This window comes from Marinobacterium rhizophilum DSM 18822, assembly GCF_000378045.1.
In the GTDB taxonomy this organism is placed as follows: Bacteria; Pseudomonadota; Gammaproteobacteria; order Pseudomonadales; family Balneatricaceae; genus Marinobacterium_A; species Marinobacterium_A rhizophilum.
This window is the reverse complement of sequence record NZ_KB899118.1, coordinates 22,387-35,500: the sequence shown is the minus strand read 5'-3', so window position 1 is coordinate 35,500 and position 13,114 is coordinate 22,387. Positions and strand designations below refer to the sequence as shown.

10 protein-coding genes are annotated in these 13,114 nt (G+C 60.0%); 9 read left to right on the top strand and 1 reads right to left on the bottom strand.

Going from position 1 to position 13,114, the window contains the following annotated elements; genetic code table 11:
- The first annotated feature begins 23 nt into the window (after nucleotides 1–23).
- The 4 genes from F451_RS0122520 to F451_RS0122505 all read left to right on the top strand — a co-directional run bounded on the left by F451_RS0122520 (nucleotide 24) and on the right by F451_RS0122505 (nucleotide 4,523).
- Entirely contained in the window at nucleotides 24–1,457 is a 1,434-nt protein-coding gene (locus tag F451_RS0122520) for an amidase (RefSeq protein ID WP_020683683.1), read from the top strand.
- Nucleotides 1,458–1,511: 54 nt separating this feature from the next.
- Nucleotides 1,512–2,564 carry a TRAP transporter substrate-binding protein gene (locus F451_RS0122515; RefSeq protein WP_020683682.1) on the top strand — a complete coding sequence of 351 codons (1,053 nt, stop codon included), beginning with the start codon at nucleotides 1,512–1,514 and terminating at the stop codon, nucleotides 2,562–2,564.
- An 83-nt stretch (nucleotides 2,565–2,647) separates the two neighbouring features.
- Nucleotides 2,648–3,157 carry a TRAP transporter small permease gene (locus F451_RS0122510; protein WP_020683681.1) on the top strand — a complete coding sequence of 170 codons (510 nt, stop codon included), beginning with the start codon at nucleotides 2,648–2,650 and terminating at the stop codon, nucleotides 3,155–3,157.
- 64 nt (nucleotides 3,158–3,221) lie between these two features.
- A complete protein-coding gene (locus F451_RS0122505) occupies nucleotides 3,222–4,523 on the top strand; it encodes a TRAP transporter large permease (protein ID WP_020683680.1) in 1,302 nt (433 codons plus the stop codon).
- Nucleotides 4,524–5,112: 589 nt separating this feature from the next.
- Here F451_RS0122505 and F451_RS0122500 read toward each other — a convergent pair.
- Complete coding sequence (locus tag F451_RS0122500; RefSeq protein WP_020683679.1) at nucleotides 5,113–5,802, bottom strand: GntR family transcriptional regulator; 690 nt, start codon at nucleotides 5,800–5,802, stop codon at nucleotides 5,113–5,115.
- A 962-nt stretch (nucleotides 5,803–6,764) separates the two neighbouring features.
- Between F451_RS0122500 and F451_RS0122495 the strand changes: the two genes are divergently transcribed.
- From F451_RS0122495 to F451_RS0122475, 5 genes are all read left to right on the top strand, one after another.
- Nucleotides 6,765–7,793 (top strand): TRAP transporter substrate-binding protein, encoded by a 1,029-nt coding sequence (locus F451_RS0122495; RefSeq protein WP_020683678.1) that lies wholly within the window; start codon nucleotides 6,765–6,767, stop codon nucleotides 7,791–7,793.
- A complete protein-coding gene (locus F451_RS0122490) occupies nucleotides 7,793–8,338 on the top strand; it encodes a TRAP transporter small permease (RefSeq protein ID WP_020683677.1) in 546 nt (181 codons plus the stop codon). The genes F451_RS0122495 and F451_RS0122490 overlap by 1 nt, the downstream gene beginning before the upstream one ends.
- Nucleotides 8,338–9,618: a TRAP transporter large permease gene (locus F451_RS0122485; RefSeq protein WP_020683676.1), complete on the top strand. Its 1,281-nt coding sequence runs from the start codon at nucleotides 8,338–8,340 to the stop codon at nucleotides 9,616–9,618. The genes F451_RS0122490 and F451_RS0122485 overlap by 1 nt, the downstream gene beginning before the upstream one ends.
- A gap of 66 nt (nucleotides 9,619–9,684) precedes the next feature.
- Nucleotides 9,685–10,416, top strand: a complete 732-nt coding sequence (locus tag F451_RS0122480; RefSeq protein WP_020683675.1) for a maleate cis-trans isomerase family protein — start codon at nucleotides 9,685–9,687, stop codon at nucleotides 10,414–10,416.
- Between the two features lie 1,449 nt (nucleotides 10,417–11,865).
- Nucleotides 11,866–12,774 carry a bile acid:sodium symporter gene (locus F451_RS0122475; RefSeq protein ID WP_020683674.1) on the top strand — a complete coding sequence of 303 codons (909 nt, stop codon included), beginning with the start codon at nucleotides 11,866–11,868 and terminating at the stop codon, nucleotides 12,772–12,774.
- Nucleotides 12,775–13,114 lie beyond the last annotated feature (340 nt).

Genomic DNA, 13,114 nt, shown 5'->3' with positions numbered 1-13,114 from the left:
TTCCGGCCTGACAGGGGAGTGTCATGAGTAGATTGTCCGAAACCTTGCCGGCACTGGATGCAAAGAGCCTGGCTGACGCCGTGACGCGGCGCGAGCTGAGCCTGGCCGAGGTTGCCGAGGCCTTTATTGAGGCGGTGGAGGCACGCAACCCCGCCATCAATGCCTTGATTCGCTTCGATGTCGCTGCAGTGCGCCGCCAGGTGGCTGAGCTGGAAGCGTTGCAGCGTTCGGGCCGGGCGGCGCCACTGCTCGGCGTGCCTTTCAGCGTCAAGGACACCCTCTGGGTGCAGGGGCAAAGGGCCTGCCAGGGCTCTCGGCTGTTTGCCGACTTTGTCGCGCCTGCCGACGCCCTCGCGGTGCAACGGCTGCGCCAGGCGGGTGCGTTGATACTGGGTCACAGCAACAGTTCAGAGTTTGCCTGCAAGGGCGTGACCACCAACAGGCTCTACGGTCCGACCCGCAATCCCTGGAACCGTGACATGACGCCGGGGGGATCCTCCGGCGGCGCCGCGGCGGCGGTGGCCGCGGGGCTGGGCCCCTTTGCCCTGTGTACCGATGGCGGCGGCTCGACCCGCCGGCCGGCCTCCCACACCGGGGTAGTGGGCTTCAAGCCTTCAGCCGGTCTTATTCCACACCCCACCGGCTTTCAGGAGCCGCTGTTTGGCAACGGCGTGATTGGCCTGATGAGCCGTCGAGTTGCTGATCTCAACCTGTTGCTGCCGGTGCTGGCCGGCGGTGATGCGAGGGATCCCGATGCCCCCGTCGGGCTGCCTGGTTATGACGCGGTGGCGGCGCTTGCATCGGTCAGGGGGCTGCGTGTCGCGCTGAGCCCGCGCTTCGGGCTGGATGTACCGGTGGAGCCGGAGGTTGCCACGGCGATACGGCAGGTGGCGGCAGTGCTGCGCGATGCCGGCGCCATTGTTGAGGAGCGCGATCCCGTCTGGCCGCCCGGTGCCGGTGAGGCTGCCTTTGCAACCTTGCAGTTTGCAGGCCTTGCGGCGCTGTACGGCGAGCCGTGGCGGCAGAACCCCGAGCAGTTTGATGCCGATATCGGTGCCCAGATCGAACAGGGTATGACCTTGTCCGGCGCCGCGGTCGCGGCGGCCCATTTTGAGCGCGCGCAGCTGTACCGCTCCATGGCGGACCTGTTCGAGCACTGCGATGCGGTGCTCACGCCCACCACGCCCTGTACCGCCTGGCCGTTCACCCAACTGGGCCCTAAAACCATCGATAACCAGGCCGTGTCACCCCGTGGCCATGCGGTCTTTACGCCGATTATCAATCACAGCTTCCACGCCGCCATTTCGGTGCCCTGCGGCCTGGCCGCGAACGGCTTGCCGATGGGGGCGCAGATTATCGTGCCACGTTTTCAGGATGCCCGGGCTCTGGCGCTGGGCAATGTAATCGAAGCGGCATTCGGTCACGCCTTCGCCGCACCCAAATGGCCTTTCGGCTGATGTAAAAGCTCGATGGCTCATGCCATCTAAACTAAACGCAACAGGAGTAACACCATGAACGTAACTCTTAAACAGCAGAGCTCGAAACGCCAGGGTTTGAAATATTCAGGGCTGAAAAGCCTGCTGGCAGCTGCGGTGATGACCGCCGGTGCCCTTTGCGTCGCAGGTTCTGCCAGCGCCGATACCATTCGTCTGAGCACCACGGTGTCGGATTCGTCCAACTGGGTGAAGGCGGCCAACAAGTTCAAGCAACTGGTAGAAGAGCGCAGCGGTGCCAAGCACAAGGTTGAAGTCTATGCCAACGGCTCGCTGGTCAGCGGTAACGACCGCGTGGAGCTGGAAATGGCCCAGGCCGGTGCAGTCGATATCATCATGAAGTCGACCCCCTGGCTGAGCCAGCTCAATCCGGATTTTGTCGTGGTGTCCATGCCGTGGATTTTCCCCGATACCGATGCCGCCATGGCGGTGATGGATGGTCCCGTGGGCGACAAGCTGTCGGCCAAGCTGGAGTCCCAGGGTATCCGTGCCCTGGCCTGGGGATCGGGCAGCTTCTTTCAGCTCTATACCAACCCGGGCCCGATCGAGACCGTGGATGATATCAGTGGTGTGAAGATTCGTACGCCGGGGCTGGAGCTGTATCTCGATTCCTGGTCCGCCATCGGCTCGGTGCCGGTGGCCATGAGCTTTGCCGAGGTATTTACCGCGTTGCAGGCCGGCGCGATTGATGGCGGCATTTCTCCGATTCCACTGATCTACGCATCGCGCTTCTATGAGGTCAGCAAGAATATAGCCATGGTCAATTACTCCTTTGAAGCCATCGGCATGCTGGCCAGCAATGTGTTCTGGAACCGCCTGTCGGCGGAAGACCAGGCGCTGGTAGGACAGGCCGCCCGGGATGCCATGGTGTATCAGCGTGAGGTGGCCGCCAGTGAAGAGGCGGATCTGGCGAAGGTGATGCAGGAGGCCGGCGTTAATATCCAGACCCCGTCCGCCGAGGCGCTGGCGGGCTTCAAGGCCAAGGTGGCGCCGGTCTATGCAACTTTCAAAGACAAGGTTGGCGCAGACCTGGTGAGCGAAGTCGAGGCGCAGGTCAGCGCCATGAATTGAGGACCTGATGGCGGGCCGCGACCGGATGGTCGCGGTAGCGCACCAACTCAGGCAGTGCTGTGCGCCTTCAATGGAGACTGTTGATGAAATATGTCGCTGCAAAAGCCACCAGCTGGCTCGACAGGCTGGAAAAATTTATCGTCGTCACGCTTTGCGGATCCATTGTCGTGCTGATTTTCATGGGCGTCCTGTCGCGCTTCTTTTTCCACTACTCCATTGCCTGGTCCGAGGAGCTGGCCCGCTACATGTTTCTGCTCGGCGCACTGTTCGGTGCGGCGGCAGCCTGCAAGACCGGACAACATGGCGGCATTCCGCTGCTGGTGGACAAGTTGCCCGCGCCGCTGCAGCGCCTGACCGAGGTGATTGTCGGCATCTGCATGCTGGTGTTTATCGGCTTTCTCGCCTGGCTCAGCTATGGCACCACGATGCGCGCCCTGGCCAGTGGGCAGACCAGCATGACCACCGGCATTCCGGTCTGGGTCATCAACTGCGGCATGTTCATGGCGTTTACGCTGGCTTTCCTGCGAACCATTCAGGGGCTCATTCTGGGCGCTTATCGGATCGATAAGCCGCTCGTGGACGAGCACGAATGATCGCGCGCCCGGCAGACAACCCTAAGCCTTGCCGAGCGACAGGCCGCAGCTTACGAGTGATTGAATGATGCAGTTACTGACTAACCCGGCCATTATCGGCCTGATGGTGTTCTTTGGCTTTTTGGCCCTGAACGTCCCCGTATTTGTCTCCATCGGCCTTGCCGGTCTGATGGCGTTTGTCGTGTTTGAAATCGCACCGCTGAGTGTGGTGCCCTATGTGTTTTCCGGCTCGCTGGACTCCTTTCCGCTGCTGGCGACACCGCTGTTTATTATCGCCGGCAACCTGATTACTCGAACAGGCATTGCCATCAAGCTGGTGCGTCTGGCCGAGATGATGCTCGGGCCCTTGCCGGGCGGTCTTGCGCTGACGGTACTGGTGACCGGTGCCGTACTGGGCTCCATGTCGGGCTCCAATATTGCCACCGTGGCAGCGTTGAGTTTCCTGGTGGGTCCCATGGTGGAGCGTGGTTACGACCGTGGCTTTGCCGTGGCGGTGGTTGCCGCCGGCTGTACCTTTGGCGTGGTTATTCCGCCGAGCATCGGCTTTATTATCTATGGCGTCATTACCGAAACTTCCATTCCCAAGCTGTTCGCAGCCGGTGTTGGGCCCGGCCTGACGATGCTGCTGATTCTGGGCGGCTATGTACTGTTTATTTCCAAGAAGCGTGGCTACAGGGGCGCCGATGTCGAGGAGCGCAACCTGGCAACCTTCTTCGATGCCTTCAAGGATGCTTTCTGGGGGCTGATGGCGCCGGTGATTATTCTTGGCGGCATTTATACCGGCATCTTTACGGCGACGGAGGCGGCGGCCGTTGCCGTGGTGTATCTGTTTGTGATCGACCGGCTGGTGTACAAGCAGATTTCCTTTGCCCAGTTGCCGGATGTGATCTTCGAGTCCGGCCGCACCATCGGCGTGATTGTACTGCTGATTGCGACCTCGGCCGTGTATGGCTGGGTCATGCAGACCCAGGGCCTCGCCACCATGTTGAACAACTTCATTCTGGATATCAGTGGTGGCAACGCGATCCTGATCCTGCTGTTCTTCAACCTGGTACTGATCGTGTCCGGTGCCTTTCTGGAACCCATTGCGGCCATGTACCTGCTGGTGCCGCTGTTCAAGCCAACGCTGCTGGCGATCGGCTTCGACCTGGTGCATTTCGGTGCGGTACTGACGGTGAACCTGTCGATGGCGCACCTGACTCCGCCGGTGGGCGTGGGGCTCTTCCTGGCCTCGCAGCTGGGCAAGGTGCCCTTTGCCACCGCCGCACGCTACGCGATTCCGTTCGTGCTCTGCGAGGTGATCGTGATCCTGCTGGTGACCTACGTAAAGCCCATCTCCATGTTCCTGCCCTCCCTGATCGGTTAGCCGGTCGCAATTCCGGCCAGTTACCAACGGCAATCCACTTAACGCCCCCGGTTTCGTCCGGGGGCGTTTTTGTGCCTGGCTGCAGCCTGTTGCCCGAGGCGGGTTGAACTCTGTTCTGATCACGGCAAAGGCATCAGCCGTATGTGAAACCGGCGGGTTACTGCTCTGGATCTCTAACTCAAAAGAGTGGGCGCATGTGCGCGAACGTGGTGGATACTTTGCAGGGCAAGCGGTGGGGTTCGCATTGGGCCATCTTTTCAAGCAGCAGACTCAACGATGAGGCAGGGATAACCAGAATCAGAGTTTTTCCCTGAAAGCGGAGGACTCAACGCGAAAGGTGAAGGGTGGTCCGGTGCAAACGTCAGGTGATTAAGTTTGGCGCCCGGCAGCGCGCCTGGGCTGAGCCGGTGGCTCTGCTTTTGGGCAAGGTGGCTTTGGGGAAAGTGGCTTTGCGGGTGAAGGGGCGCTGGAGGCTGCTGAATAGCGGCTTTTACTGCCAGGCGCAGGTGAACGCACGACTGAGCGGGCGCTTGGTGTTCTGTCACTGCCTGTGCTGTGCTTTGCTGCTGTGCCAGGCCAGCGGACAGGCTTATGCCTGCCCGGCCTGGCGCTGCTGCATCATGTTGAGGATGGTGTCGCCGGTCTTGATGACATGGTCGAACAGAATGCGGCCGGCGCGCTTTGCGTCGCGGGCCAGCAAGGCCTCGACCAGGGCGTTGTGCTCATCAACCGATGCATCCCAGTGCGCATCGGACAGGGTGGAGAAGTAGCGGCCGCGACGGGTACGCCCGCTCAGCTGGGCGTGAATACGCTGCAGCTGGCGGTTGCCGGACATCTTGATGACCTGCTGGTGCACCTGCAGGTTAAGCGCGAAGTAGGTGCGCGGGTCGCGGGCCCGGTATTGCGCTTCCATTTCCAGGTTCAGCAGCCGGAAGGCTTCCAGCTCGGCGTCGCTGGCCCGCTGGGCTGCAAGTTCCGCGGCCAGGCGCTCCAGTCCACTGAGTACATCAAACAGTTGTTGCAGCTCGGCTTCGTCCACCGCCGCGACGCGAGCGCCCCTGTGGGGCTCGATACTGATCAGTCCTTCGCTTTGCAGCACCTTGAGCGCTTCGCGCAGCGGCGTGCGGGAGATTTCCAGCAAGGCACAGAGCTCCACTTCATCCACGCGGCTACCTTCGGGCAGGGTTTCTTCGGTGATCATGGTGCGCAGATGTTCGGCAACATCTTCATGCAACAGGCGTCGGCGAACGCTGTGTGATAGCCGGATGCTCTCATTCATGCGGTTGTTCCTTTCTTTATTAACCTGGCAGACAAACAGGCTCCCTACCTGTGTGTCCGTCACCCCACCGGCTTTTTAACCCAAAAGAATGGGCGCAAGTGCGTGCATGTGCTGAATTCTTCGAAGGGGAAGAGGTGGGCTTCATGCATTGACCCGCTGGATTAATAACGGCACGGGCTGCGGTCTGTTCAGGCCGGTTTGGCCTGCGGCCAGGCGCTGAAAATGACTGCCAGTCGCCCCCTTGTGTCAGGCCCTGCATCGCGTGCTGTCGCACAGGCCTTGCCGGAGCCATCATCAGCTGTCGTCGCTGAGTATCTGTGCCGGTTCTTGCCATCGGCTTTTGCAGTATCTGTAAAAAAGCGTGACGCTGGCCTTCGGCCATATCGAGCACGGCCCTATATAATTCATAATTATGTTTGATTTTAGTGGTGCCTTTTGGGTACGTCAATCAATCCGTGCGTCAATTGAGTGCGAAACCCTCCAGTTTTGCTTTTAATCCTTTAGAAACAATAAGTTATAAAAACATAAAGAATTAAATATATTAAATTATTAATTTTTAACGAAGGTTCAACCAGGTTTTGTGCCAGTTTTTGGTGCGCTGCCTGGGTGTTCATCAATGCAGGATCAGGGGCAGGAACACATTCGACTTCCGGCGAAACCGGTGGTGCAGGCCGTGGCCGGCACTCTTGTAGGATGCGGGGCATGCTTGTTGCTGTTCAACTGGGCCTGTGTGCTTTCTATCTGGATGCGGGGGTGAGTAAGGAAAGGCTGTTTAAAACAGCACAGCGGTTGTCATCACAAAAAGGCTGGTGTATATATTATCTGTAATTATGTGTTCATAATTATATATACAGATGTGCGATGGCCCGATCCGGGCACTCCCTTCAACTGGCAACGCTGGAACAGGGGGCTCCGATCAGGTGCGATTCGCGGCAATACGCTGGAAACCAAGAGGAAGTACGATGCGAAACAACAAGAAGATCTCATCCCGACTGGATACCCTGGCACGCACCTGTGTCCGCACGACACTGGCTACTGCGCTGGCGGCAACACTGTTCTCTGCCAGCGCCATGGCTGAAAAGAACCTGCGCCTGGCGGGCAATTTCGCCGCCACCCATTCCAGTAGCGTAGCCATGGAGCAGTTCAAGCAACGCCTGCCGGAACTGTCCGACGGTGCTCTGACGGTGGATGTATTCCCGGCCATGCAGCTCGGTGGTGCCAAGGAAAATATCGACCAGGTGCGCTCCGGCGTGTTGGAAATGACCTGGGTGGGGGCTTCCTACCTGTCCCGTATCGTGCCGGAACTGGAAGCGGTGAGCCTGCCGTTCGTCTATGCCAATCGCGGCGAGGCATTCAAGGTCGTCGACGGCCCGGTGGGTGACCTGCTGAATGAAAAGCTGGCCGACAAGGGTTTTGTGGCGCTGGGCTTCATGGAACTGGGCTCACGTCAGGTCACCAACAGCCAGCACCCGATCCGCACACTGGCGGATTTCGATGGCCTGAAGATTCGTCTGCAGCCCAATGAGACCCACCTGTCTACCTTCCGGGCCCTGGGTGCGAGCCCGGTCTCCATGGGCATCAACGAAGTCTATTCTGCGCTGCAGCAGGGCGTGATCGATGGCCAGGAAAACCCCTACAGCGTGATCGAGACGAACAAGTTCAACGAAGTGCAGACCTACCTGACGGATACCTCGCATTTCTTCGATTTCATCGTGGTGGTGGCCAACAAGCGCAAGTTCGACAAGCTCGAACCGGCCGAGCAGAAGGCGCTGCGTGACGCCATGGGGGAAGCGGTGACCTGGCAGCGTGCCAAGGCGGCCGAAGAGGATACGGCTGCGCGGGACAAGCTGGTTGCGGCCAACATGGAACTGGTTGAGGTTTCACCCGAGCTGCGTCAGCAGATGCGCGAGCGCACCGCGCCGGTGATCGACGCGCTGAAAGAGCGTATCGGCGCTGATGTGATTGATGCCGTACTGGCGGAAGTGCAGTAATGAACGACCGGGTTCTTGATGGAGCCCCGGTGGCGGAGGAGGTCGCAACGGCCTCTCCGCTGGTCCGGCGCTACCAGCAGATGCTCAAGGCCGTCGACGGCCTGTCGTATGGGCTCATCGCCCTGGCGATGACCCTGATGACCGGCCTGGTCACGGCGCAGGTGGTACTGCGCTATTTCTTCGGTGATTCCCTCGACTGGGCCGATGAAATGTCGCGTCTGGCATTTGTCTGGTCGATCTTTCTGGCATTGCCCCACGGGGTCAAGAAAGGCATACACGTTGGTATCGATATCCTGATCAACCAGTTTGGCTCGCACATTCGCGAAAGCCTGATGCGCCTGATGCTGGCACTCAGCAGTGCGCTGATGCTGCTGGTGATGTGGCAGGCGGTGCTGGTGGCGCAGGAGGCCTGGGGCGAAATGATGCCTACAGTCGAACTCAGCGTATCGGCCTTCTATATCGCGGTGATTATCTCAATGGCCCACGCCTTTTTACACCTGGCGTTTCTGGTCTGGCAGGGCACCCATGTCTGGGGGGATGAATAATGGTCATTGTATCCATTGGAGTCTTTTTCGTGCTGGCGCTGCTGGGCATGCCGCTGGCATTTGCGCTGGGTTTTTCGGCCTTGGGCGCTTTTGTCTTTGGTGACATTGACCTGGCCCTGATGCCGCAGAGCATGATGCATGCGGTCGATTCCTTCCCGTTGATGGCGATTCCGCTGTTCATGCTGGCAGGGGAGTTCATGGTGGGCGGCCAGATCATGCAGCGCGTGATCGACTTTGCCAACGCCGTGGTCGGCAGGGTGCAGGGCGGACTAGCCCATGTGACCATTCTGTCCGGGCTCGGTCTTGCCTCGGTGACCGGTGCGGCGGTGGCCGGCGCCAGTGCGCTGGGCACCACCATGATGCCATCGTTGCGCAAGCACTATGATAATGGCTTCGGCTCTGCGGTGGTGGCCTCGGCATCCAACCTGGGGCCGATTATTCCGCCCAGTGCCGCGATGATCGTGTACGCACTGATGGCCGGTTCCAGTGTGTCGGTCGGCGGGCTTTTTATGGCCGGCGTGGTGCCGGGCATTCTGCTCACTGTCGGCATGATGGGCCTGTGCACCTGGATGTCGTACCGCAGTGGCTATGAGCCCACCGGCGAGCCGTTCTGCTGGCGCAATGTGCTGCTGCAGTGCCGCCGTGCCGGCGTTATTCTGTTCATGCCGGTACTGGTCATCGGCGGTATCGTCGGCGGTATCTTCACGGCCACCGAAGGTGCGGCCATCGCCGTCATCTATTCGCTGCTGGTGGGCATGTTCGTGACCCGCAAGCTGAAGCTGTCGGCGATTCCGGGCTGCATGTACCGCGCCGCACTGACCTCGGCGGTGGTGGGAGCACTGATTGCCTTTGCCAAGCCGGTGACATTCGTGTTCACGCTGGACCTGCTGCCGCTGCACCTGTCGCAGTTTATCCAGGGCTTCACCGCCGATCCGATGGTGTTCCTGGCACTGGTCATGGGCATGTTGCTGGTGGTGGGCATGTTCCTGGAGTCGAACGCGGCTTACATCATGCTCGCGCCGCTGTTTGCGCCTATCGCACTGGCCTATGGCATCGACCCGCTGTATTTCGGTTTTCTGTTCGTCATGAACCTGGTGGTGGGCATGATGACGCCGCCGGTGGGTGTGCTGCTGTTCGTGATGTGCGGCATATCCAAGATCTCCATTGGCGAACTGCTTAAGTCGGTCTGGCCCTTCATTGTGCTGCAGTACGTGGTGCTCGGGCTGTGCTGGATTTTTCCCGATATCGTCACGGCGCTGCCCCGCGCCCTGGGCTATTGATGTGATCACAACTGGCGGGGTGCCCGGTGCACCCCGCAGGCTAGCTATATAAGGAAGGACACCAACATGACACAACGTACCTTGCTGGGCGTGCTGACGCCTTCATCCAACACGGTGCTGGAGCCGCTGACCGCCGAGATCCTGCACGGGGTGCCGGATGTCAGCGCCCACTTCGGCCGCCTGAGGGTGACCGAGATATCGCTGCGCGACCAGGCCCTGAGCCAGTTCGACAACGCGCCTTTCCTGCAGGCGGCGCACATGCTGGCCGATGCAAAGGTGCAGTCCATCACCTGGAGCGGCACCTCGTCGGGCTGGCGCGGATTCCAGGACGATATTGAGCTGTGTGACGTCATTCGCCAGGAGACCGGCATTGCTGCGACCACGTCGGTGCTGGCGCTGAACGAAATCTTCGAAAAGACCAAGGTCAGGAACTTCGCCCTGGTGACGCCCTACCTAGACGACGTGCAGGAAAAGATTATTGCCAACTACCGTGAGGCCGGCTTCAGCTGTGTGGCGGAACGGCACCTGGGGGACAAGGGCAATTTTTCCTTCTCCGAATACAGCGAAGAGACCATCGCCGAGATGGTGCGGGCCGTGGCGGCAGAACAGAAACCCGATGCCATCACCATCTTCTGCACCAACCTCAGGGGCACCCGCGTCGCGGCGGAGCTGGAAAAGGAACTGCAGATTCCGATCTACGACAGCATCGCCACCGGTGTCTGGAAGGGCATGAAACTGGCCGGCGCCGATACCCGCCGTATCAAGGGCTGGGGCTCGCTGTTCAGCGAGGTTGATTGAGCCGCGTCATAACCGATGAGTAGATGGGTAGGATGGGTGAAGCGGCGTAACCCGCTGGATTCAAACAGAATACTGCCAGGCCCGCACGCCGCGTAACCCATCAGGTTTACCGGGCGGTGGGTAATATCCGACAGGTCCCTGATGGGTTGCACCGCCATAACCCTCGGTGCAGGCCGATGACGTCTGTGCCGTTGGCGGCTTCACCCATCCTGCTTTTGCTGTGCAGACGAGTAGGATGGGTGGAGCGGCGTAACCCGCTGGATTCAAACAGAATACTGCGAGGCCCGCACGCCGCGTAACCCATCAGGCTTTCCCGGCGGTGGGTAATATCTGCCACGTCCTGATGGGTTGCACCGCCCTAAACCTCGGCGCCGGCCGATGACGTCTGTGCCATTGGTGGTTTCACCCATCCTGCTTTTGCTGTGCAGACGAGTAGGATGGGTGGAGTGGCGTAACCCGCTGGATTCAAACAGAATACTGCCAGGCCCGCACGCCGCGTAACCCATCAGGTTTTTCAAGCGATGGGTAATATCCGACAGGCCCCTGATGGGTTGCACCGCCCTAAATCTTCGTGCCGGCCGATGAGGCCTGTGCCATTGGCGGTTTCACCCATCCTGCTTTTGCTGTGCAGATGAGTAGAATGGGTAGAGCGGCGTAACCCGCTGGATTCAAACAGAATACTGCTAGGCCTGTACGCCGCGTAACCCATCAGGTTTTTCAAGCGATGGGTAATATCCGACAGGTCCCTGACGGGTTGCACCGCCCTAAACCTCGGTGCCGGCCGATGAGGCCTGTGCCATTGGCGGTTTCACCCATCCTACTTGTGCTGTGCAGACGAGTAGGATGATGGAGCGGCGTAACCCGCTGGATTCAAACAGAATACTGCCAGGCCTGTACGCCGCGTAACCCATCAGGTTTTCCCGATAGTTGGTAATATCAGACCCATCCCTGATGGGTTGCACCGCCCTAAACCTCGGTGCCGGCCGATGATGCCTGTGCCATTGGCGGTTTCACCCATCCTACTTTTGCTGTGCAGACGAGTAGGATGGGTGGAGTGGCGTAACCCGCTGGATTCAAACAGAATACTGCGAGGCCCGCACGCCGCGTAACCCATCAGGTTTTTCACGCGGTGGGTAATATCTGGCCCATCCCTGATGGGTTGCACCGCCCTAAACCTCGGTGCCGGCCGATGAGGCCTGTGGCGTTGGCGGTTTCACCCATCCTACTTTTGCTGTGCAGACGAGTAGGATGGGTGAAGCGGCGTAACCCGCTGGATTCAAACAGAATACTGCCAGGCCTGTACGCCGCGTAACCCATCAGGTTTTTCACGCGGTGGGTAATATCCGACAGGTCCCTGATGGGTTGCACCGCCCTAAGCCTCGGCGCCGGCCGATGATGGCTGTGCCATTGGCGGTTTCACCCATCCTACTGGTGCGAAGGAGTGTTGCGATGGTCTGGTTTCTGCCTGTCGGGTTGTGTCTGGCCATTGTCGCGGCGCTGCTGCTGCCTGGGCCCGGTGAGTCGATGAGTCAGCTGGGCCTGCCGGCGTTGCTGGTGGCGCTGATCTTCCTGATCAACGGCATGCAGACGCGGCTCTCGGGCCTCAGGCTTGAGCCGCGCTTTGGCGCCACCTTTGTGGCGGCGGCCCTGATCAGCCTGTTGCTGTCGCCGCTGCTGGGCTGGCTGATCGTGCAGGGCAGTGGCATCGATGCCAGTCTTGGCCTGGGCCTGCTGGTGATCGCCCTGGTGCCACCGACCCTGTCGTCCTGTATCGTGCTGACCCGGGTGGCCGGCGGCAAGGTGATCTGGTCGCTGTTCCTGACGCTGGGGCTTAATTTTCTCGGCATTCTCAGTATTCCGCTGCTGCTCAGTACCCTGGTGGGCAGCTCCATCGACATCTCCCCCTGGCCCTTGCTGTTCAAGCTGTTGCAGATCGTACTGCTGCCCTTTGTACTGGGGCTGCTTGTGCGGCCCCTGCTGGGGGGCATGGTGCAGGCACCCTGGCTCGGGGTGGTACCGACAATCAGCGTGATCCTGACGGTCTGGATCACGCTGTCCGCCAGCGAAGCGGCGCTGTATCAGCTCTCCCTGCCGGCGTTGGCGGGTGTCGCCGTGCTGGTGCTGGTGCTGCATGGGCTGCTGTTGCTGTTGAGCCTGCTGGCGGCAAGGCTGTTGAGCCTGGAGGCCGGCGAGCGCAGCGCGCTGCTGCTGACCGCTTCGCAGAAAACCCTGCCGGTGGCCGTCAGCGTGCTGGTGGGGCTGGGTTCGTCCACGGGCGTGGCCGTGATCAGCTGTATCCTGTTCCACTTCCTGCAGCTTCTGTTCGACTCCCTGCTGGCACCGCGGCTACGACGCTGAGGCCGCTGCATTTTTCCTGAGCGGCTTCGCTTTTCACCTGGGGGCTGACGCTTCCTGCTAGCGGCTCCCGCGGTGGGGCACGGCGCGCTGCAAGCCGCCGCCCATGACTCCTTTTGGGCCGCAATTCCTGCTCCATTTCTTATATTTTTTCTTTCTAAAGCATCGAATATCTCGGTTTTTTTGGCTGATTATCCCTTTGTAAACAAGGGGTTGAATCTTGTTTTTGCGCTGTCTTTTGGGTGAATAAAATATATTGCATTCATAATTATATCGGGGTTAGGATGGTTTATCGCTTAACGATGTGGATGCGCAACCGGCCGCTGAGCCGCTGGCTATTGCC